20 protein-coding genes are annotated in these 20,904 nt (G+C 42.7%); 14 read left to right on the top strand and 6 right to left on the bottom strand.

What is annotated here, in order from left to right; all coding sequences use genetic code 11:
- Positions 1 to 24 precede the first annotated feature (24 nt).
- Positions 25 to 1,839, bottom strand: a complete 1,815-nt coding sequence (locus KL866_RS13455; RefSeq protein WP_214995434.1) for an ABC transporter transmembrane domain-containing protein — start codon at positions 1,837 to 1,839, stop codon at positions 25 to 27.
- Between the two features lie 440 nt (positions 1,840 to 2,279).
- Positions 2,280 to 3,557 (bottom strand): O-acetylhomoserine aminocarboxypropyltransferase/cysteine synthase family protein, encoded by a 1,278-nt coding sequence (locus tag KL866_RS13450; RefSeq protein WP_214995431.1) that lies wholly within the window; start codon positions 3,555 to 3,557, stop codon positions 2,280 to 2,282.
- A 229-nt stretch (positions 3,558 to 3,786) separates the two neighbouring features.
- Between KL866_RS13450 and KL866_RS13445 the strand changes: the two genes are divergently transcribed.
- The 6 genes from KL866_RS13445 to KL866_RS13420 all read left to right on the top strand — a co-directional run bounded on the left by KL866_RS13445 (position 3,787) and on the right by KL866_RS13420 (position 7,553).
- Entirely contained in the window at positions 3,787 to 4,449 is a 663-nt protein-coding gene (locus tag KL866_RS13445) for a DsbA family protein (RefSeq protein WP_214995502.1), read from the top strand.
- Positions 4,450 to 4,835: 386 nt separating this feature from the next.
- The gene (rpsP, locus tag KL866_RS13440) at positions 4,836 to 5,087 is read left to right on the top strand and encodes a 30S ribosomal protein S16 (protein ID WP_025254574.1); all 252 of its coding nucleotides are present in this window, start codon (positions 4,836 to 4,838) and stop codon (positions 5,085 to 5,087) included.
- A gap of 23 nt (positions 5,088 to 5,110) precedes the next feature.
- The gene (gene rimM, locus KL866_RS13435) at positions 5,111 to 5,632 is read left to right on the top strand and encodes a ribosome maturation factor RimM (RefSeq protein ID WP_214995429.1); all 522 of its coding nucleotides are present in this window, start codon (positions 5,111 to 5,113) and stop codon (positions 5,630 to 5,632) included.
- Positions 5,633 to 6,394 carry a tRNA (guanosine(37)-N1)-methyltransferase TrmD gene (gene trmD, locus KL866_RS13430; protein WP_025254576.1) on the top strand — a complete coding sequence of 254 codons (762 nt, stop codon included), beginning with the start codon at positions 5,633 to 5,635 and terminating at the stop codon, positions 6,392 to 6,394.
- Between the two features lie 18 nt (positions 6,395 to 6,412).
- On the top strand, positions 6,413 to 6,772 hold the full coding sequence (rplS, locus tag KL866_RS13425) for a 50S ribosomal protein L19 (protein ID WP_024015986.1): 360 nt from the start codon (positions 6,413 to 6,415) through the stop codon (positions 6,770 to 6,772).
- A gap of 130 nt (positions 6,773 to 6,902) precedes the next feature.
- Entirely contained in the window at positions 6,903 to 7,553 is a 651-nt protein-coding gene (locus KL866_RS13420) for a trimeric intracellular cation channel family protein (protein WP_214995427.1), read from the top strand.
- A gap of 70 nt (positions 7,554 to 7,623) precedes the next feature.
- Here the strand turns inward: KL866_RS13420 and KL866_RS13415 are convergent, their stop codons facing one another.
- The gene (locus KL866_RS13415; RefSeq protein ID WP_025254578.1) at positions 7,624 to 8,340 is read right to left on the bottom strand and encodes an enoyl-CoA hydratase/isomerase family protein; all 717 of its coding nucleotides are present in this window, start codon (positions 8,338 to 8,340) and stop codon (positions 7,624 to 7,626) included.
- Between the two features lie 428 nt (positions 8,341 to 8,768).
- On the opposite strand from KL866_RS13415, the gene KL866_RS13410 reads away from it, so the two are divergent.
- Positions 8,769 to 9,857 (top strand): 3-deoxy-7-phosphoheptulonate synthase, encoded by a 1,089-nt coding sequence (locus KL866_RS13410; protein WP_214995425.1) that lies wholly within the window; start codon positions 8,769 to 8,771, stop codon positions 9,855 to 9,857.
- 45 nt (positions 9,858 to 9,902) lie between these two features.
- Positions 9,903 to 11,084 carry a bifunctional chorismate mutase/prephenate dehydrogenase gene (tyrA, locus tag KL866_RS13405; RefSeq protein WP_311236150.1) on the top strand — a complete coding sequence of 394 codons (1,182 nt, stop codon included), beginning with the start codon at positions 9,903 to 9,905 and terminating at the stop codon, positions 11,082 to 11,084.
- A gap of 54 nt (positions 11,085 to 11,138) precedes the next feature.
- Here tyrA and pheA read toward each other — a convergent pair whose 3' ends face one another.
- The 3 genes from pheA to yciH all read right to left on the bottom strand — a co-directional run bounded on the left by pheA (position 11,139) and on the right by yciH (position 13,834).
- Positions 11,139 to 12,392, bottom strand: coding sequence for a prephenate dehydratase (gene pheA, locus KL866_RS13400; protein WP_197025445.1), 1,254 nt, complete (start codon positions 12,390 to 12,392; stop codon positions 11,139 to 11,141).
- 247 nt (positions 12,393 to 12,639) lie between these two features.
- Entirely contained in the window at positions 12,640 to 13,440 is an 801-nt protein-coding gene (locus KL866_RS13395; protein WP_025254582.1) for a response regulator, read from the bottom strand.
- A 61-nt stretch (positions 13,441 to 13,501) separates the two neighbouring features.
- Positions 13,502 to 13,834 (bottom strand): stress response translation initiation inhibitor YciH, encoded by a 333-nt coding sequence (yciH, locus tag KL866_RS13390; protein ID WP_029661357.1) that lies wholly within the window; start codon positions 13,832 to 13,834, stop codon positions 13,502 to 13,504.
- Positions 13,835 to 14,004: 170 nt separating this feature from the next.
- Between yciH and KL866_RS13385 the strand changes: the two genes are divergently transcribed.
- The 6 genes from KL866_RS13385 to KL866_RS13360 all read left to right on the top strand — a co-directional run bounded on the left by KL866_RS13385 (position 14,005) and on the right by KL866_RS13360 (position 20,904).
- A complete protein-coding gene (locus tag KL866_RS13385; protein ID WP_214995422.1) occupies positions 14,005 to 14,310 on the top strand; it encodes an STAS domain-containing protein in 306 nt (101 codons plus the stop codon).
- Between the two features lie 18 nt (positions 14,311 to 14,328).
- The gene (locus KL866_RS13380; protein ID WP_214995420.1) at positions 14,329 to 16,002 is read left to right on the top strand and encodes a fused response regulator/phosphatase; all 1,674 of its coding nucleotides are present in this window, start codon (positions 14,329 to 14,331) and stop codon (positions 16,000 to 16,002) included.
- 179 nt (positions 16,003 to 16,181) lie between these two features.
- Entirely contained in the window at positions 16,182 to 16,625 is a 444-nt protein-coding gene (locus tag KL866_RS13375) for a TerB family tellurite resistance protein (protein ID WP_214995418.1), read from the top strand.
- 211 nt (positions 16,626 to 16,836) lie between these two features.
- The gene (locus KL866_RS13370) at positions 16,837 to 18,858 is read left to right on the top strand and encodes a bifunctional diguanylate cyclase/phosphodiesterase (protein WP_251140040.1); all 2,022 of its coding nucleotides are present in this window, start codon (positions 16,837 to 16,839) and stop codon (positions 18,856 to 18,858) included.
- 304 nt (positions 18,859 to 19,162) lie between these two features.
- Positions 19,163 to 19,444, top strand: a complete 282-nt coding sequence (locus tag KL866_RS13365; RefSeq protein ID WP_251140039.1) for a calcium-binding protein — start codon at positions 19,163 to 19,165, stop codon at positions 19,442 to 19,444.
- A 62-nt stretch (positions 19,445 to 19,506) separates the two neighbouring features.
- Positions 19,507 to 20,904 carry a sensor histidine kinase KdpD gene (locus KL866_RS13360; RefSeq protein WP_214995414.1) on the top strand — a complete coding sequence of 466 codons (1,398 nt, stop codon included), beginning with the start codon at positions 19,507 to 19,509 and terminating at the stop codon, positions 20,902 to 20,904.

Below are 20,904 nucleotides of genomic sequence, written 5' to 3'. Positions count from 1 at the left end.
GTACCGTATAGCACCACAGGCAGTTCAGCTAAGCAATTGCAGTTCAGCGTATTCCCTGTACAAGGTATCGCTTTTCATCAAAGAGGTGTGGTCACCACTTCCCACTACCTGGCCTTTATCCATTACCAGTATACGGTCTGCATGCTGAACAGTTGCAAGTCGGTGGGCAATGACAATACTGGTTTTGCCTACCATTAGTCGGTCTATGGCTTGCTGAACCATACGTTCGCTCATGGCATCCAGTGCACTTGTTGCTTCATCAAGCAGTAATATTGGACGGTCGGCTAAAATAGCGCGAGCTATAGCTATACGCTGTTTTTGCCCACCCGAGAGTTTAACGCCTCTTTCGCCTAACTGCGTGTCGTAGCGCTCGTCCATGTTATCGATAAACTCGTGAGCAAAAGCTTGTTTTGCCGCATTCACCACAGCGTCATCACTAGCACTAGGACTGCCGTAGCGAATGTTCTCCATCACAGTATCTGCAAAAACCACGGGCTCTTGAGTTACTATTGCAATTTGTCGCCTTAAAACATCAACCGGCAATTGATTAATCGGCATACCGTTAAATAGAATTTGTCCGGCACTGGGATCGTAAAAGCGCATTAATAGTTGAAAGAGGGTGGTTTTACCCGCGCCACTTGCTCCCACTAATGCAAGGCGTTCACCGGCTTGAATGTTAATGTTTAAATTATTAAACAGCGGTTTGCTATCAGGGTAAGCAAAGCTGACGTTCTCTAATTCTATTTTCGGTGAGGCATTGGAAATTACGGGTTTAGAGCCTTCGTTTTTCAATGTGGCGTCTTTCGAAGGGGGGCATTCAGATATTTTTCCGGCTTCTTTCAAAACTGATTTGATGGCAGGTTCAGTGGTAAATAGCTCATATAAACGTTCACTGGCACCAACACCTCGCTGTACCTCACCAATGACTTCGCTGATCGTGGCCACACTGCCACCTGCCATCACGGCATAGAATAGAAAAGCTGAAAGTTCACCTACCGTCATGGTGCCGTCAAGTACTTGCCTTGCGCCTATCCATGCAATAAAAATAATAGCCGTCATGCTGATACACATAATGCAGCCAATTAACAATGAACGGTAATGAATACGTTTTTTAGCTACGTCCATGGCAAGTTCAACTTTTCGAGAAAAATGCATGCGTTCGGCATTTTCAGCAGTGTAGGCCTGTACCGTCATGATTTCATGTAAGCTCTCATCAATGCGCGCGCCTAAATCCGCCACTTTATCCTGGCTTTCTTTTGCGTATCGACGTACTTGCGGTGCAAGCACCTTAATAGGAACTAGTACTGCCGGCACGGCAACAATGACACAAAATGTTAGCAAGGGGCTGGAAAATGTCATTAGCGCCAATGCACCTAGGAAGGTGACAATAGAACGCAGCGTCATCGACAAACTCATTCCCACTACGGTTTGAATTACCGTAGTGTCGCTAGTGAAGCGTGAGATAACCTCACCGGTTCTAAGCTCTGCGAAAAATGAAGGGGGAAGTGAGAGCAAATGAGAGTAAACCTGATTTCTAATATCGGCACTGACTCTCTCGCCTAACCATGTCATCAAGTAAAAGCGGACATAGGTCGCAATGCAGGCAATCAGCGTTATTACCAACACAATAAGCGTAGCCTGGTTTAAGGTTTCAGAAGCGCTTTCTACAAAGCCGCTATCGATAGCGTATTTAATGCCTTGTCCTAACATTAACCATGCTAAAGCGGCAGTAAACAAGGCGGTAATGGCCCCAGCGACACGTTTTTTGTAACGGCTTAAGTGTGAACCTATCCATTGCAGTACTTGTTTTGTTGACACTTCATTTAACGGTGTTGCCAAAATAACCTCTTTTAAATTTTCAACAGGATAAAGCGACGCTACGGAAAACCGTATCTAATTTGCGCTATCAATGCGTTCGAACAGAAGCTGAGAACGTTTAATGGTTTAGACTATACGCTGAATTGGGTAAAGTTGATTTATTCATGCGACTACAGTTGCAGTATATCAGGTGGGTTGAACCTGATTCGCTGTGACTTGTCCTTACTAGCGTAGGTCGGATAAAGATTTTTAGGGGAAGCCGGAAGTCGCAAAGGTGTAGCAAAAAAAGAAAAGATTTTAGAAAAGAAAAAATGAAGAATAGAAATCGGCTGGGCTCAAAGTAAAAACAAAGGTCTGGGGCTCCATTTATTATCTGGAACCCCGACGTACCTAAATGTAATAAAGCACATTAAAGTGCAAGCGTCGCAACCTTAAGTGCTTAGCTTAGCAGCTTCAAGCGCTTAGCTTTGACTAGCAACAAGGGCTTGCTCGATGTCAGCGATAATATCGTCAATATGTTCAATACCTACTGAAATACGAACCATATCTTCACTAACACCGGCGGATGCAAGCTCATCAGCATTTAATTGGCGGTGTGTAGTGCTGGCAGGGTGACAGGCTAAAGACTTTGCATCACCAATATTAACCAAGCGTAGAATTAGCTGTAGGGCATCGATAAACTTAGCGCCTGCTGGCAATCCACCTTGAATACCAAAACTGATAATACCGGCTGCTTTACCGCCACAAATGCGTTGGCAGGCGTCGAAGTGCTCACTATCAGGCAGAGCCGCATAGTTAACCCAATTCACTGAAGGGTGCTTTTCAAGAAACGCAGCCACTTTTTCTGCGTTTTCGCAGTGGCGCTCCATCCGTAACGATAAGGTTTCTAAACCTTGCATAATATTAAACGCACTTTGTGCAGAAAGTGCAGCCCCTGTGTTACGCAGAGGCACAACGCGGCAGCGGCCAATATACGCGGCTGGGCCAAGTGCTTCTGTGTAAGTAACGCCATGGTAGCTAGGATCGGGTGTAGTCAGCATACTGAATCGTTCTGGCTGGGCAGCCCAATCAAAGTTACCTGAATCAACAATAATGCCGCCCACGGTAGTACCGTGACCGCCAATATATTTGGTTAACGAATGAATGGCGATGTCGGCACCATGATCGAACACCTTGCAAAGAATAGGGGTGGCAACGGTGTTATCAACAATTAGCGGAACGCCTGCGGCATGTGCAATATCGGCCCAACGTTTAATATCAACAACGTTTCCTGCAGGGTTGCCAATAGACTCGCAAAATACGGCTTTAGTATTTTTATCAATAGCGGCAGCAAGGCCATCGAAGTCATTCGCTTGTACGAAGGTAGTTTGAATACCTTGGCGAGGAAATGTATGCGCAAAAAGGTTATAGGTGCCGCCGTATAACTGTCCAACACTTACAATATTGCTACCGACTTCTGCGATAGCTTCTATGGCGTAGCGAATAGCGGCCATGCCAGAGGCGACCGCTAATGCCCCAACACCACCTTCTAATTCAGTTAAACGCTGCTCTAACACTGCGTTGGTCGGATTCATTATCCGGCTGTAGATATAACCTGGCACTTTAAGGTCGAACAAATCAGCACCATGTTGTGTATTATCGAACGTAAACGATGTGGTTTGATAAATAGGAGTAGTTGCTGCTTTTGTGGTTTCTTCGCTAGTATAGCCAGCGTGTAATGCAATGGTTTCTGGTTTCATTGAACATACCTTAAAAGTTAATTTATGCTTTTTGTGTATAGATGTTTAGATGGTTAGACGTCTATAAAGCTTTGGTTTAAGGTAATCCAAAAATCTTCACTTGTGAAGTATTAAAAAGTTATTTGTTAATTAAATGTAGGAGAGTGTTTTGGAAAAGCCAGTGCGACAGCCCGGTCAACAATCAACACAGCAAAGTAATAAATCTATTCTCTACTACGTGCACGACCCAATGTGCAGCTGGTGCTGGGCGTTTGTTCCCACCTGGGAAAAAATACAAAGTGACTTGCCCAATGATATTGAGGTTGTCTATTTACTTGGCGGTCTTGCTCCAGATAGTGATGTACCGATGCCTGAACAAATGAAGCTTACTATTGCTGGATACTGGAAAACTATTCAAGAACGAGTGCCAGGCACCCAGTTTAATTACGACTTTTGGACCCAATGTCAGCCCCACCGTTCGACCTATCCTTCGTGTCGAGCAGTTATTGCGGCAAAAGCTCAGGCTACAAATAGTGATGAAGCAAAAATATTAGAGAAGGCAATGATCAAGGCAATTCAAGAAGGCTATTACCTAAATGCAAGAAACCCATCAGACTTTGATACATTGGCGGGCTTTGCTAAAGAAATAGGACTTGATGTCGAGCGCTTTAAATTAGCGCTTAATAGTGAAAGTACAGTTGAGAAACTTAACGAAGAAATGCATATGGCTCGTAGTATCGGCGCCCAAGGCTTTCCTAGCTTAATACTCAAATCAAACTTAATACTCAAATCAAACAAATTTGCCGAGGCAGAAGAGACAAAATCACAAGAGCTTAAAAAGCCACAGTGGCAAAACGTTCCCTACGACTATAACGACGCAAGTGTAACCTTGCGCCATCTATACCGCTATTGAAAGAAGCGAGTACTTTTAGACTGTGCCTTCCTTGCATAGATGCCATCGCTAAACGAAAGCCCCAGTGAAAAACATGTCCCAATCTGCCATCCTTAAAACTGCATATGGCTTTTCATTTCGCACAAAAATACAGTGCAATACTAACAATATACTAAGATTTTGTGTTTGAAAGGTATTTGCGATAAATAGGTTATTTATAGACCCTACCCAACTCCGGTATCAGTTTGGCGTACTGGCGCCTAACTTAACCAAGGATAAATCAGGTTTTTACTTGCATTCACGGCCCATATCCGTATAATTCGGCGGCCTTCCAATTGGCGGCTAATTTTTAGTCGTTAAATGAAGGCTTAAGTTAACGGTAACGCTACAACGAGTTTGAGGCATTTATGGTTACTATTCGTTTACAGCGTGGTGGCGCGAAAAAGCGTCCATTTTATCAACTAGTGGTGGCTGATAGCCGTCGTGCAAGAAACGGTCGTTTCATTGAAAACATCGGTTTCTTCAACCCAACTGCACAAGGTCAAGCGGAACGTCTTCGCGTAGATCTAGAGCGTGTTGAATACTGGGTTGGCGTAGGCGCGAGCTTATCAGAGCGCGTATCTAGCTTGGTAAAAGAAGCGAAAAAATCTGCAGCGTAAGCTGTTATTAACTGGTGGTATAGATGAGTCTAGCGTCTGACAAAGTGATTGTTGGCAAAATTGGCGCACCGTACGGTGTTAAAGGTTGGGTCAAAATCAACAGCTATACAGAAACGCCAGAAGGTATTTTTGAGTACGCGCCATGGTTCCTTGGCGAAGAAAAAGAATACCAAATTGACCAGTGGCGACCGCACGGTAAAAGCCTCGTTGCAAAAATTGTGGGCGTTGATAGTCGAGACGATGCAGAGCGCATTAAAAACTTGGATATCAACATAAATGCTTCACAGCTGCCTGATTTAGGTAACGAAGGAATTTATTGGCGTGAGCTCACCGGCATGAAAGTGGTAACAACGCAAGGTTACGACTTAGGTGTGGTGAAAGAAGTGTTTAATACAGGTGCTAACGACGTGATCCACGTTAAAGCGAATGTAGGCGATGCTTTTGGTCAAAAAGAAAGACTAGTACCTTTTGTGTTCGACGAAGTCGTACAAGAGGTAGATAAAGAAGCGAAGGTCATTAAAGTTGACTGGGACCCGGGGTTTTAAGTGACTCCGGAAAAGTGGTTCGGCGTTGTTAGCCTGTTTCCAGATATGTTTGCCCCATTTACCCAACAGGGTGTTATAGGACGAGCGGTTAAATCTGGAACCTTATCGGTTGACACCTTCAACCCCCGTGACTTTACATATGACCGCCATCGTACAGTAGACGATCGCCCCTACGGAGGCGGACCCGGTATGCTTATGATGGTAAAACCGCTAACTGACGCGATACAAGCCGCCAAGAAAGTGGGCGGTGAAAAAAGTAAGGTAATCTACTTATCACCACAAGGGAAGCCCCTTGACCAAGCAGGCGTACAGCGCCTTGCTAACATTGACCGCACAATTTTAATTTGCGGCCGATATGAAGGCATCGACGAGCGGGTAATCGAAAGCCATGTAGATGAAGAAGTATCTATAGGTGATTATGTGCTAAGCGGCGGTGAACTGCCAGCAATGGTCCTTATGGACGCGGTTGCTCGATTAGTTCCCGGCGTGTTGGGGCATAAAGCTTCAGCAGTTGAAGATTCTTTCACTGACGGTCTTTTGGATTGTCCGCATTATACGCGGCCCGAAATACTCGATGGTCAAAAGGTACCTGACGTGTTGTTAAGTGGGGACCATGAAAAAATTAGGCAGTGGCGATTGATGCAATCATTAGGTAGAACCTGGCAGCGTCGCCCTGAATTGTTAAACCACCTAGCTCTGACTGAGGAGCAGCAGCGTTTGCTTGAATTATTCCAAGCGCAACTGCAGCAAGATGACAGTTAACTAGGACGAGAGGATATGATGAGCAAAGTCAGTCAAGATATCATCAAAAAAATCGAAGAAGCACAGCTAAAGACTGATGTTCCTGCGTTTGGTCCAGGTGACACAGTAGTTGTTAAAGTTCGCGTTACCGAAGGTGACAAAGAGCGTCTTCAGGCATATGAAGGTGTTGTTATCGCTAAGCGTAACCGTGGTCTGCACTCGTCTTTTACCGTGCGTAAAATTTCTAGCGGCGAAGGCGTTGAGCGTGTGTTCCAAACACACAGCCCGGCAGTTTCTTCAATTGAAGTTAAACGTCGCGGTGCGGTTCGTCGTGCTAAGCTTTACTATCTACGTGAGCGTTCAGGTAAATCTGCACGTATCAAAGAGAAGCTTAACTAAGATTACTAATCCTTGCGTTATTGTTAACTTCGAAAAAGCCCGCTTTCAAGCGGGCTTTTTTGTGCCTGAAATCCGATCTTTTTTCTCCTTCATCTATTACTTATATTAAGGTTTCTTAATAGAGAGAATAATGACTTCTGAATATTTTATTGTGCTAGGCGTTGTAGGCGTTGCCTTTTTCGCTATATCAGGCGCACTGTTGGGGCACGATAAGAATATTAATGGTTTCGGAATTGTCGTTGTAGGTGTAATGACTGCGCTAGGTGGTGGCACGCTTCGAGACTTACTTTTAGGCAAGCCTATATTCTGGGTCGAAACCTCCGAATACCTTTTAGCGACTTACAGTGCGATATTCGTTACCGTATTATTAATACGCTATTTCCCATCGCCTTCAAACTTTTACTTCATTCTAATTGATACAATAGGACTCGCCATATTTAACGTAATAGGCATCGAAAAAGCCTTAATTAGCGGTACGGGGATGATTGTTGCTTTAACCATGGGAATGACGACAGGCATCTTCGGAGGTTTGATGAGAGACGTGGTTTGCCGAGAGGTGCCCTATGTTATGCGTGGTGATATCTATGCGAGCGCTTGTTTTGCGGGAGGGCTGACTTATGCTGCGCTATTTGCAGTCGATATCCCCTATATTTGGTGTATTTTGGGGTCCATTGGCGTAACAGTTTTATTGCGGATTGCATCACTCCATTGGGGAGTGAATGTGGACCTGTTTAGAAAACGGACGCCAAAGTTTCAGAAGAACGCCGGTAGCGATGAGTAAAGCTGTTAATATTTAGCTCTATGTAAGGCTGTGTAAGCTGTCCGCGTTACACAGCCTATTAAAAAGGCTTTTAAGCCATTAGTGAAAGTGCATCTATCAACGCCTTGTTTTCACTATCGATAGTTCGGATGATATGCTTGTGCAACCGCTTTTTATGTTCGCCAAAAATACCACGTTTTTTATCAAAAGTTTTTGCATAGTTAAGCGCGCCTTCCATTAAAGTTTCTTGCGAGTCATAGGCTTTTTCTACCACATGGTCTTGTTCCAACTCTTTACCTGACACTCGTCTTCCAGATAGCTTCATTTCGTTAAATCTATAGTAAGGCATGGCTTTTTTAACAAATTCAATCATACCGGGTAGAAAAGGGATCGACAGATCGACTTCAGGGAAACAGAAAAAACCTTTATCTGAGCGCATAAACCTAAAGTCACATGCACACGCCAAAATTGCTCCATTACCAAAGGCGTGGCCATTGATGGCAGCGATAACAGGAAGCGGGTAGAGGAGGAGGGTTTTGAACACGTCGTCCATATCATGCATAAATTGCTTAATCTCTTCAGTACTACCTGCTTTCATGGCTGGCATAAGCCATTCGGTATCTATGCCTAGACTAAAACATTTCTCGTCGTTTGAGGTGATCACCAGTGCTTTACAGTTTTCATTGGCTTTAATGGTTTCCAAAGCTGACAGCATCTCTTTTGCGAAAAGAGGGTTATGACGGTTTTCACCATTTTTCATAGTAAGTGTGGCGACGCCGTCTGTGTAAGTAATGACTAAATTTTGCATTGTGTTCTCGTTATTATTCTGTTGTTGGAATGATACAAAATCCTATGAACTAATGAACAATTTAGCTTATTTATATTGGCTAATTATCTCGTCATATTAATTAAACTATGAAAAGCGCACAGCTAGACTAGGCATATGACGTACACTGCCAGCAAAGCGCTTAGGAGTAAGCCTCACTGCTGATTGAAAATTGTGCTATCAGTGAGCGCAGTTGCCATTTAGTTATGCTCATTCGCTTCGAATTTACCTGAGATTAAAGTATTATTCGTTATTGCTTGCGCAATTACGCTTTACTTGTTAAAAAGTCAATGACGTTAAAGAAATATAGAAAAGCTGGTTGTACAATAAAGTTTACATGCAGATTGCACACTCTTTTGGCGTTTAATTTTCCGTTTTTTATTTGTAGTTAAGAGAGTAAGAGAGCTCCCATGATCAAGGACACCGTAAATAATGTTCACATAAGTACAGAAGATGTACTTATCACCCCTGAAGCGCTAAGCACTGAATTGCCTGTGTCAGATAAAGCGTTAGCGGCTATTTCAGAGTCTAGAAAAATTGTTTCAGATATCATTCATCGTCGCGACCACAGATTTCTTGTAGTGTGTGGACCGTGCTCTATACACGATATTGAAGCTGCGAAAGAGTATGCGCTTAAGCTTAAAGAACTTCATGAATCATGCAAAGACACGCTGTTTATTGTAATGCGTGTGTACTTCGAAAAACCACGCACTACAACGGGGTGGAAAGGGTTAATTAACGACCCACATATCGACGGGACATTTGATATTGAAACTGGCCTTCGAAAAGCAAGAGAACTGTTAATTTGGCTCGCTGAATTAGAATTACCTGTTGCTACAGAAGCACTAGACCCAATAAGTCCACAGTACCTTGCGGAGCTATTTAGCTGGTCTGCTATCGGTGCGCGTACCTCTGAATCGCAAACTCACCGTGAAATGGCCAGTGGTCTGTCTATGCCGGTGGGCTTTAAGAACGGTACAGATGGAAGCTTAGATATTGCTATTAATGCGCTTAAATCTGCCGCATCGGGTCATCGCTTTATGGGAATTAATAAGCAAGGGCAGGTAAGCATTATCGGCACCAGTGGTAACCCCGACGGTCATATTATCCTTCGAGGTGGTAAACAACCAAATTACGACTCTGTATGCGTATCAGAATGCGAAGTCGAGTTGCAGGATGCTGGATTAACTGCAGGATTAGTGGTTGATTGCAGCCATGCAAATTCTTCGAAAGATTACCGTCGCCAGCCATTGGTAGCACAGAACGTGGTAAATCAAATCCTAGAAGGCAATCAGTCTATCATTGGCGTTATGTTGGAAAGTCATTTAAAACCTGGTAACCAGAAAGCGGAAGGTAAAAAACCTGAAGAGTTGGAGTACGGTGTTTCAATTACAGATGGATGTATCGATTGGGAAACAACAGAAAACTTAATATCTCAAACCAGAGATAAGTTAATAACTGTGTTACCCTTACGCCAAAATAAGCGCACGGTGGCCTAATAAAAAGTTAAGCCTAATGTGGCAAGATAATATTGCCAAAGCCCCGTGCCATTTGATTCAAGGATAAGACACAATGGCCGATTTATCGCAGCACTTAAAACAGTTAATACGCTGCGTGAAGGTATCGACGAGCTGGATTCCCAGCTTGTCGAATTACTCGCTAAACGCAATCAAATTACCACCCAGGTCGGTCAAATTAAGGCTGAAGCTGGTATGCCTGTTTACGTTCCTGAGCGCGAGAAAGCGCTAATTGCATCTCGCCGTGATCAGGCAGAAGCGCTGGGCGTTTCTCCCGATCTCACCGAAGACCTATTACGCCGTGTTATGCGTGAGTCTTACCATACACAAAACAACAAGTACCGATGTGTGAAACCTGACGTTGATAACGTTGTTGTAATTGGTGGAGCTGGGGCTCTTGGTCGCGTGTTTGTCAGTTTATTTGAAAGAAGTAACTATAAAGTTTCGGTGGTTGAAAAAGACGACTGGGAAAGTGGTAGAGCAGCATCGCTGCTTAGCTGTGCTTCACTAGTTGTTGTTGCTGTACCTATAAACTTAACAGAAGTCGTGATTAGCAAATTAACTATGCTGCCAAAAGATTGCGTGCTCGCAGATATAACCAGTATTAAAGCTAAGCCACTTGAGTCAATGCTTGAGGTACATAGCGGTCCAGTTGTTGGGCTGCACCCCATGTTTGGCCCAGATGCGCCAGGTATGATTAAACAAGTTGTGGTAGTGTGCGACGGACGTAGTAGTGAAAAATACAGCTGGCTCATTGAGCAAATGCGAATTTGGGGTGCCACTATTCATGACTCCAGCGCACAAGAGCACGACCAAGCCATGGCTTACATACAGGTTATGCGCCACTTCAACACGTTTGTTTATGGGCAGCACTTGAAAGGTGAAGACCCTAAACTTGAATCACTCACTATGTTTAGCTCACCCATCTATCGTCTAGAGCTAGCTATGGTAGGTCGATTGTTTGCTCAGTCACCACAGCTTTACGCCGACATTATCTTTAATAACCCCGATAATTTTGCGCTGTTACGCCGTTTTTATGAGCGTTTTGGTATTGCATTATCGCTACTTGAAAGCGGTGATAAAAAAGGGTTTGTCGAGCAGTTTATGAGGGTTGGCGCATGGTTTGGCGATTATGCGAAGAAGTGCCTAGTGGACAGTAAGCAAATGTTGCTAAAGGCAGATGATGGTCAACTCTTAAGAGATAAATAGAATAAAGAAGCTTAATAAAAGAGAAGGCGAGCAGATAAGCTCGCCTTCTTCGTGTTAATCAGCCAGCGCGCTCGCTGCTGCCACTTTAGTAGGGCTTATTTCCTCACTTGGGTAGCATCCCAGAACTTTGAGGTAGCGCGTAATAGCACGCAATGCATCAAGGGCGTTTTGTACAGGGCCGTCTTCCACATTGCCTTCTACATCAATGTAAAACATCTCTTCCCATGGGTTGCCTGGAATAGGGCGAGACTCAAGCTTAGTCATATTAATACTGTTTTCTCGAAGTACGAGTAGTGCTTCAACAAGTGCACCTGGCTTTTGAATGGTAGACATAACAAGGGTTGTCTTAGCAGGTACTTGTAAAGGAACCACCACAGGATTGCGAGCCACAACGATAAAGCGGCTATGGTTTTCTTTTTGGTTTGCTAAATTACTTTTGATTGCCATTAGACCATAAAGGTTGCCGCCGGCTTCGCTTCCAATAGCAGCTACGTCGTCTCGCTTAAGCTCGCTAACGGTGAGCATGGCCGAACTAGTACTGTCCATGGTTTTCACCTCAACGTTACCTAGCTCTGCTAAGAAATGGCTACATTGGGTGAATACTTGAGGGTGTGCATAAAGAGTCTTAATTTTATCGATACTGGTATTAGTGCCGACCAATAATGTATGACGAATAGGGTGAGTAAGTTCGCCAATAATGCTTAGCTGGGTGTGCTGAAGTTGGTCGTACACTTCATTGATACTGCCCGAGGTCGTATTCTCAATAGGCAACACCGCGTAGTCGGCTTCTGTGCTTTCAACTTTATGAATGATTTCAGCAAAGCTTTGACAACCCATCTCAAGCAACTCGCCAGGTCTACGTGAAAAATACTTCTGTGTAGCAAGATAAGAGTAAGAGCCTTTGTCGCCTAGAAACGCCACTCGGTTTAACGGCAATGTACTGCCTGGATTTGCACGTTCAGCAAGCATTGCCTGTTGATTTAAGACTGAATCTTCAATGACTACGTGAAAAATTTGCGTGACGTAATGAGGATCTAAACCAATATTTTGCCCCTCTTTTATGAGGCGAACTAACAGCTGTTCTTCACGTTTTTGATCTCTCACAGGAATGTGGTGTTTTATTTTGGTCTCAGCGACTTCGTTGGTTAACTTTCTGCGTTCTGACAGTAAAGTGAGTAATTCACTGTCTAAAGCGGTGATGCGCTCTCTAACAGTATCTAGTGCATTGTCTGACATATCATTCCTGTGCGTATCGTATAAGAAAATAGTGCTAAAAAAAAACCTCCCAAGCGGGAGGTTTTCATGCATGTAGCTGCGCCTCCCTAATTAAAGGATGTAAACGCAAAAAAGAAAAACGCTACGTGCTTTTTAATCTGTTTCATAATCTTGAATGTAAGTTGAACACATGTTGCTGTCAACTGATTTTTACAATTAGCTTGCTTGTTTTTTATGTTGAGGGCTTGATAAAGTGGCAAAAGTGGTATTGCCGTGAAGGTGAAAACCACTTTAATCATTTTCTTTCACAGTATAATACAAACCCTTTCATACCAAGTAACTAGTTACCTAAAAGTGCAGAGAGCATTTGACGAACTTCATTAGGTTCAAATGGCTTGTCACACAAAGCATTTACGCCGGTTTGCTGAATGTTTGCCATGTGTGCGCTATCTGCCGACTCAGACGTTACCATTATGATAGGAATGTGAGTGGTCTCTGGGTTAAAACGAATAAACTCTGATAACTCTCTACCGTCCATTTCAGGCATATTATAGTCGGTGACAACAAGGTCGAAAGCTTGGTCTTTAATAAAAGTGAGTGCCGCAGCCCCATTTTCGGCTTCTTGAATTCGCTGTAGCCCCATTCCTTCGAGAACACGTCTAATATGATTTCGAGCGAGTTTACTGTCATCAACGAGTAGTACGCGAACATCGTGTACATCGAATAGGTCTAGCTCTAACTCATCGTGGTTGATAAGGTCAAGGCTCGCATTTAGCGCACGTGATAAATGAAGAGGCTCAAATGGCTTGGGAAGAATAGCGGCAACACCTGCTTGCTTAAATTCCTCCAACTTACTCAACCGATTCTCGCTGGATACGAGCATAAATGGAATGCTCTTGAATTCATTATCTTCTTTGATAAATTTAAGAAGTTCTAGTGCAGTTCCATCTTCATAGTACATTGCACTTACAATTAAATCGGCGCCATGAGCTTTAACTGCAGAGCGGGCTTCGGAAAGGGTGCTGACTGGGTCAATTTCCTTAACGTTTTCTTTTAACAGCAATGTAGTAATAATTTTTCGCTGAGTATCAGAAGGCTCAACCAAAATAATGTGTAAATCAGAAATTGACAGCTTTTCCATTTCAGACTCTTTTTGTTATATGTTTATGAAAAAGTGAGAGCGAGCTCGTAATTTTGAATTACTAACCACCAGCAAGCTTAACTTTGTACCCTTTGTCGGTAAGTAGCGAGCGCAGCTTTTCTCTGTCATCGGTTTGAACCTCAATGATCCCATCCTTAACTGCACCGCCGCAACCGCACTTCTTCTTTAATTCCGAGCCAAGTTTCTTCAGTTCATCACTAGGAAGGTCCAGCCCTTTAATTAACGACACGCCTTTTCCTTTGCGACCTTTTGTTTCTCTATGAATACGGACGGTACCATCTGAAGAAACTGAACGTTGCTCGTTTTTTTGCTCGGGCTTTATTTTGCCACTCTCTGTACTATAGACCAAAAGAGCGTCTTGCCAGTCTTGCATACATACCTCAATATATTCCGTAAAACCATCTTTATTGTGCTAATTAGACTTTAATAATACGAAAGTTTAAGTAGTCTTTGATGGCTATGTTTAATAGTTCTACTAATATAAGGATAGCAAAGTTAAAAGTATGTATAGAAGCATTTCTGCTTACATTTTAAGGAAAGTATATGGAAATAACATCAAGCTATCAGAATCAAGGGAAGGTCTTGGTTATTGACGTAGGGCCAAAATTTGACTTCAGCAAAGTTGAAGATTTTAGAAATGCCTATGGGGAGCTCAATAAAGACGTTGATCATATTACCGTTGATTTATCTCGCACTGAGTATATGGATAGCTCTGCTTTAGGTATGTTGCTAAACATGCAAAAAACACTGGCCGAAAAAGAGCTTTCCTACAGTATCGAAAACGCCAGGCCCCAAGTCGCCAAGATTTTACAAATATCTCGTTTCGACAAAAAATTTGAAATTAAGTAGTCTTTTGAGATTCCCTCTTTGAAAATTCTCATTGTTGATGACGAGGCTATAAATCGTACGCTGTTGACCAACATGCTTTATAACGCAGGCTTTAAGCAATGCATAGAAGCAGTCGATGGCATAGAGGCGATAAAAAAATTTACCGACGAACAACCGGATTTGGTGTTGCTTGATGTTGTTATGCCTGGTCTCTCAGGTTTCGATGTAGCCCCTAAAATCCGTAAACTTGCAAAAGGCCCGTACCTTCCCATTCTTTTCATTACAGCCTTAGAAGATAAAGACAGTCTAGTGCGTTGCTTAGAGGTAGGAGGTAATGACTTTGTCACCAAACCCTTCGACCGTCACATTCTTACCGCCAAAATTAATGCGCATTTAAAGATACGCGGTTTAAGTGAGCATGTGGAAGAACAAAACAAGACGCTGAGGTTTTTTAACCAAAGGGTGGCTCGCGAACACGCCATTGTTGAGCATATATTCAGTCATGCTATTGTTAATCGCCCTGAAGTTCTAGCTCATTTTGACTGCTATTTAAAGCCAGCTGAAACTTTCAACGGTGATTTGTTTTTGTGTGAAGCAAGCCCTAGTGGCGGAATTTACTTCATCGTAGGCGATTTTACTGGTCATGGTCTTGCTTCAGCAATCGGTGCTCTACCTTTAACTCGAGCATTTCAAGAATTAACTCAGCAAGGCGTATCAATTTCTGAAATAGTGAGTGAATTAAACCGAATTCTCATCAAGTTTTTACCCAGTGATATGTTTATGGCTGCTGTCATTGGTGAGATTAATTCTGCAGGAAATCGCATAAATTTATGGCAAGGGGGAATGCCAGCAGTATTTGTGCCCTCTGTTTCTGATGCGACTTTTCGAAAAATCTCCTCTCGCCACATGGCTTTGGGCATCTTAGATGAGCATGAGTTAAATACCGATTTCGACACCATTAACCTAGGGCATAACGAACAGTTAATCATATGCAGCGACGGGCTCATCGAAATTGCCAATGACGATGGTGATATGTTGCTTGAAGAGGGTCTAGTAGAAATTATTAAAGAGCAAATGATTGAGGAGGGAGTCATTGATGCAGATTTGCTGTTTAAGCGGGCAAAAGCATACGGTGCAACTTCTAAATTTCAAGATGATGTAACTCTGGTCGTATTTACCTCTAAACACTTAAATATTTCTACGTCGAGTCATATTGAGTGCGGGTTACCATCAGTGCACGAGGTTGTTCTCAATGCTGAACACTTAAAACAACCCGATATTCAGCAACGTGTACTTCAGCTTGCTGGTAAATGTGAAGGGATACAAAGCATTCGTTCGGTCATGTTTACAGTCCTGTCAGAGCTTTTCAATAATGCACTTGAGCACGGTATTTTGAAGATGGACTCGAAGCTTAAAAATATTGAGGGTTTTAATCAATATTACGAAAAGCGCGAAGCGTCTTTAAAAGTATTAAGCAGTGGCCGAATTATCATCAGAATAGAGTCTTTGCCTGAAAAAGGACAGGTGTTGATTTCAGTCGAAGATAGCGGCAAAGGATTTCAGTGGGAAAATAAATCCCATTTGGAAGGAATCCGAGCTTCCGACAATGAATGTTTTGGCCGAGGTCTTCCTCTTATTAACGCGCTGTGTGAGCGAGTGTGGTTTGAAAATGAAGGAAGCAGAGTTATCTGTTTGCTTAACAGTAATAACTAGTTACTAAGCGTGTAGTCATTGACTATTTAGGCAAAGAACTGGGGCCGACGTTACCCTTGTTATGTCATCCGCAGAATCAAGTAATTAATCGAAATTCTCTTTTCCTCAGTAAAAAATTTCAGAATACTCGTTCAATTCGAACGAAAAATACGTTGCTAATACAAATAACCTGAGGGCTTATGCTGAAATCATTTCTTAAATTCTTTGAAGAGTCTCACAAACAAGCTGAACCTGCTTATACGATTGAGCTCGCTACTGCCGCTTTACTAAGTGAGCTTGTTAATGCAGACAATCAAGTAACTGATACCGAAAAAGAAGAATATGAAAAGCAGCTTAAGCGTCTGGTAAATGTTAATGATGAAGCAATGGCGCTTTTATTGAAACAAGGGCATGAGACTGCTGATGATGCCGTAGATCTTGTACATTTCACTCAGGTTCTTAATAAGCATTATTCTGCAGAGCAAAAGACGAGCGTAATTAGAAGCCTGTGGGCCATAGCATACGCCGATGAGTCGCTGGCACCACTGGAGGAAAGTACAATTAGGCAAATTGCAGACTTGTTGTATGTGCCGCACAGCCAGTACATCAAAACGAAGCTTGAGGTCATTGAAAGCACTAAGTAACTCACTTTGAGGCTGCGAAAAAGGCTCCTGAAAAAATCCATTTTTAATTTCTAAGCGCGTGACTTACTATTACCACCATAATAATAAAAGGTGGTTGTGTGATGGAAAATAATCAAACTTGCAGATTTCGCCTTAAATAAACGGAAGTAAAGTAAGGACACAAGTGTTTAGAACGTTAAAAACTTCGATTGGGCTAGTCATAGCTTTATCCATGTCTTTATTGATTATCTCAGTTACGATGGTCAATAAACTAGAAAGCAGTGAATCCGCTGTTAAAGTAGTGAAAGACAACACCACCACCTTAAGTAATGTGCTCGCATTACAACTGTCGTTGATGATGGAAAGAAACCCTGGCGACGACGCGCTACTTTCTTCTCTTTTTCAACCGATTAAGGAGCATAAACATCTTCTGTCTGCTGTACTCTATGACAACAATTATAAAGTTATCACTGCTATTCAGCCCGAAAGAGTATTGGAAATTAGCGATGCATCAGTACCTAAATCGCCAGAGAATGTCCCTTTTGGCGTGACGCAATACGATAATATTATCGCTGCCCATCAAATTGTTGGCAGCAGTCTTTACCCCATGGGCCATATTGTAATTTATATCGATATCAGCAACGTTCCGACAATAAATAATACTCGACAACTTCTAAAGCAAGCTCCTGTCCTGCTCGCACTTTGGGTACTGTGTACTGGAGTATGTATGTTTATATTGTACCGGTTGGTTTCATCGTTAGCCTCATTAAGTCGATTTACACAAAATGTGTATGAAACTAATGATTACGCGCTGAGAAGCTCGATAAGCTCAACTAATGAAATAGGTAAAATAGCATGCAATATAAATAGCTTGTTGGATGCAATCGAAGTCGAACTGCTGGTAAATTTTGAACAAAAACAAACCTTGGTAGATCAGCAGGAAACCATGTCTCGACTCGCTAATTTTGATAGTTTGACAGGGTTACCTAACAGGCAGTTTGTTCTCGACAACCTAAAGCTGGAATTAGCAAGAGCTAAAAGAAATGATGAAGATATAACGCTACTGTTCTTCGACCTTGATGGTTTTAAGGGAGTTAACGATTCTTTAGGGCATGAAATTGGCGATCTTATTTTAATTGAAGTAGCAGATAGAGTGCAGCGTCTGCTTAGAGACGGCGACCTGTTTGCTCGCTTAGGTGGCGATGAGTTCTTAATACTTCCGGATAGAGATATAACGACAGATCATGCAAAAAGTTTAGCAACGCGACTAATTACCGCGTCCAATGAACCCTTCGAGCTTCGAGGGCTCTCACTGACCGTAGGGCTAAGTGTCGGTGTTGCTACCGCTTCTGATGCAGGTTATGACTTAAGTGAACTCATGAGTAACGCCGACCTAGCCATGTATCGCTCAAAGGCTAGGGGAAGAGGGAGCTACACTTTATTTACACCAGATATGGTGGAATCTCATAAGCGAAAACTGCATATTGCAAATGGTATTGAGCAAGCGGTAGCGAACGATGAATTTGTGGTTTACTACCAAGTAAAAGTAAACAATGACGGCACTGTAATTGGCACTGAAGCGTTGATCCGTTGGCAGCATCCTGAGTTTGGTTTAGTGATGCCTAATGAGTTTATACCTATTGCAGAACAAGGCGGAAAAATAACCGCCATCACTCGATGGGTAATTAATCGCGTCTGCATGGATATGCCTGACCTCAAGCATTGGGCTAGTGGACCATTCAGGGCTTCGATTAATTTGTCTGGTCACGACCTAAGAAATAATCAACTTTTCGATTATATCTACAATACGTTTATGCTTTACGATGTAAATCCTGAGAATATTGAATTTGAAGTTACTGAAAGCGCCTATCTTGAAAACTTCTCACTCTCCAATAAGTTTTTCAGACGCATTGGAAATATGGGGTGTGCCATTGCACTAGACGACTTTGGCACAGGGTATTCGTCGCTGAGCTACCTTACCCAAATCAATGTAGATACTCTTAAAGTGGATAGGCAATTTGTTATGGAAATCCAATCGTCTGAGCGCGGTCGCCTGGTAACCGGAGCCATTTTAGATTTGGCAAAGCGTTTGTCACTTTCGGTTTGCGCTGAAGGCATAGAAAACCTTGAGCAGTGGAGTTACCTCAAAAAGCACGGTTGCGACAATGTTCAGGGGTTTATGTTTAGCAAGCCTGTACCTATCAATAAACTGATGAATTCTCCACTCCAGTATCACAGCGAACAATTTGCTTAAAGTCATCAGTTTGTTGCGTCGGAATATTGCCGATGTGCCTCAGTTTTTACTGTTTCTTTATTGCAACACTCGTCCTATTGTTACATGCCAATAGGTAATGAGTGTTTGCTTAACTTTTTGATGTAAAATCATATTTTTCTGTTGGTCTGAAAATAGCATAGTAAGTTTGAATGCATTTATGATAGTGGTTAATTGAAGACTAATGGTAATATCCATGCGCCTTAATTATTCATTGGTGGCAACCATGAGAGTATAGATACTGGCGAATAGAGAAGGATTTTAAAAAGCATTTAGCGGAGGATTCATGATGAAACGTCTCGAGAAAGTTTTCTTAACAGTTTGCGCTGTAGCTACAGTACAAGCCATTTCACTAGCAGATGCGCACGCCTCACCGGCGCGCTCGCTTATGCAAGAATTAGATACGGATAAAGATGGCCTTATTTCGCTTAAAGAAGCGGTGCGACATACTGGCTTACTGCGCAATTTTGGGCTGATTGATGACAATGAAGACGGTAAATTATCTGAAGCCGAATTAACAAAAAGTAAGCTCACACCGGGCAATGAAAAGCTCTCGGCAAGTGAGTAGATCAAAACATAATCATTAATGAGGGTAAGGTTCTGATAAACAAGGTATCGTTTGGTGAACGCTTGGTACAGCTCGGTTCATTAAGGCAGTTAACATTAGGTAGTTTTGTACTAGCTCTCATTCCTCTAATAGCCCTTCTTTGGCAAAGTCAAAGTGACCTAGCCAAAGTAGGTCAAATGACCACCCTCGAAACACGTTTTGTGGTTGACGTGGTGAGCGACATGCAGCGGTTAGATAATGCAGTTGTTGATGTAGAGCGAAGCATTAGACAATTTGCTGTTTTACGTAACGATAGAGTTGCTCAACTTTCAGATAATGCAGTAGATCAGTTTGCGGTGGCGGCTGATAACTTGTGTCAGGCATTATCTGTACCAGCAACCTGTTCTCGTTTGTCTGAACAATTAAATCAATTAGCTGAATACCGTTCCATTGAAGATCAATTATTGCTTAATGCGTATCTAGCTTCAGTGGCAGATAGTGTTGAGCAACTGCGCGACGATGTAGAGGCTGTTATTACTGAGCGTGTAAAAGTTCAGCAAGATGACCTAAATGCCATGCTGGCTAAACAAGCATGGTCTACAGCCATGTTAGTAAGCGTGTCTTTATTACTTATATTGCTGGGTAGCCAGTTAATTGTAAATCCGGTCAATAATCTTAAGAAAATCATTCGGATCATGGCCCACAGCGATGGTCAACTTCCTCCATTGTCTAAACAGGCTCCTAGAGAGCTGATTGATGTAGAGAAAGACTTGCATTGGCTGTATGAGCGTTTACAGCAGTTAGAGCATATCAGAACTGCTTTATTGCGGCACGCGGCGCATGAACTGAAAACGCCCCTTGCTAGTATTAAAGAGGGGTGTAGTCTACTGTCTGAAAATGTGGTCGGGGAATTAAACAAAAGCCAAAGAGAAGTACTATCGCTACTTACCGGGAGCACTCAGCGCCTCAATACCTTGGTTGAGAAGCTGCTCGACTACAACCTATTGTTGCAACAGGCTCAGCCCAAAATGGTTGATTGCGATGTTAGCAAACTAGTTTCTGCTTGTTTAGAAGATTATGCACTTGCCATTCAAGGCCGAGAAGTGGATGTAAAAATATCGACACCCAGGGTACGCATAGATGAGGAGTTGTTCAGAAGAATACTTGATAATTTGGTATCCAACGCTGTCGCTCACGGCGCGATTGGAAGGCCAATAAATATTAGTCTTTACAAAGAAAATGATAACCTAATACTGGATGTTGCTAACCGCGGCAAGCGCATTGCACCAGAGTCAGTACATACTTTATTTGAACCTTTCATTCGAGGGGCCGAGCCAAGAAATGATAACGTCATTGGCACGGGGTTAGGTTTATCAATTGTTGCCGATTGTGCTCGACTGATGCATGGTGATGTGCAGGTTGTAGATGTAGACTATGCCGATGTTTGCTTTAGAGTGACCATTGGGCAACAGGAAAAATAA

This window comes from Alteromonas sp. ALT199 (assembly GCF_018619335.1).
GTDB lineage: Bacteria > Pseudomonadota > Gammaproteobacteria > Enterobacterales > Alteromonadaceae > Alteromonas.
This window is presented reverse-complemented; position numbering and strand designations above follow the sequence as displayed.

Excerpts from the sequence above, each read along its gene's own strand:
- KL866_RS13395 (WP_025254582.1), bottom strand. The coding sequence starts at position 13,440 with ATGGAAAAGCTGTCAATTTCTGATTTACACATTATTTTGGTTGAGCCT.
- KL866_RS13365 (WP_251140039.1), top strand. The coding sequence starts at position 19,163 with ATGATGAAACGTCTCGAGAAAGTTTTCTTAACAGTTTGCGCTGTAGCT.
- rpsP (WP_025254574.1), top strand. The coding sequence starts at position 4,836 with ATGGTTACTATTCGTTTACAGCGTGGTGGCGCGAAAAAGCGTCCATTT.
- rplS (WP_024015986.1), top strand. The coding sequence starts at position 6,413 with ATGAGCAAAGTCAGTCAAGATATCATCAAAAAAATCGAAGAAGCACAG.
- KL866_RS13375 (WP_214995418.1), top strand. The coding sequence starts at position 16,182 with ATGCTGAAATCATTTCTTAAATTCTTTGAAGAGTCTCACAAACAAGCT.
- KL866_RS13410 (WP_214995425.1), top strand. The coding sequence starts at position 8,769 with ATGATCAAGGACACCGTAAATAATGTTCACATAAGTACAGAAGATGTA.
- rimM (WP_214995429.1), top strand. The coding sequence starts at position 5,111 with ATGAGTCTAGCGTCTGACAAAGTGATTGTTGGCAAAATTGGCGCACCG.
- KL866_RS13385 (WP_214995422.1), top strand. The coding sequence starts at position 14,005 with ATGGAAATAACATCAAGCTATCAGAATCAAGGGAAGGTCTTGGTTATT.
- KL866_RS13450 (WP_214995431.1), bottom strand. The coding sequence starts at position 3,557 with ATGAAACCAGAAACCATTGCATTACACGCTGGCTATACTAGCGAAGAA.
- KL866_RS13415 (WP_025254578.1), bottom strand. The coding sequence starts at position 8,340 with ATGCAAAATTTAGTCATTACTTACACAGACGGCGTCGCCACACTTACT.
- KL866_RS13445 (WP_214995502.1), top strand. The coding sequence starts at position 3,787 with ATGTGCAGCTGGTGCTGGGCGTTTGTTCCCACCTGGGAAAAAATACAA.
- KL866_RS13420 (WP_214995427.1), top strand. The coding sequence starts at position 6,903 with ATGACTTCTGAATATTTTATTGTGCTAGGCGTTGTAGGCGTTGCCTTT.
- yciH (WP_029661357.1), bottom strand. The coding sequence starts at position 13,834 with ATGCAAGACTGGCAAGACGCTCTTTTGGTCTATAGTACAGAGAGTGGC.
- KL866_RS13370 (WP_251140040.1), top strand. The coding sequence starts at position 16,837 with ATGTCTTTATTGATTATCTCAGTTACGATGGTCAATAAACTAGAAAGC.
- pheA (WP_197025445.1), bottom strand. The coding sequence starts at position 12,392 with ATGCATGAAAACCTCCCGCTTGGGAGGTTTTTTTTTAGCACTATTTTC.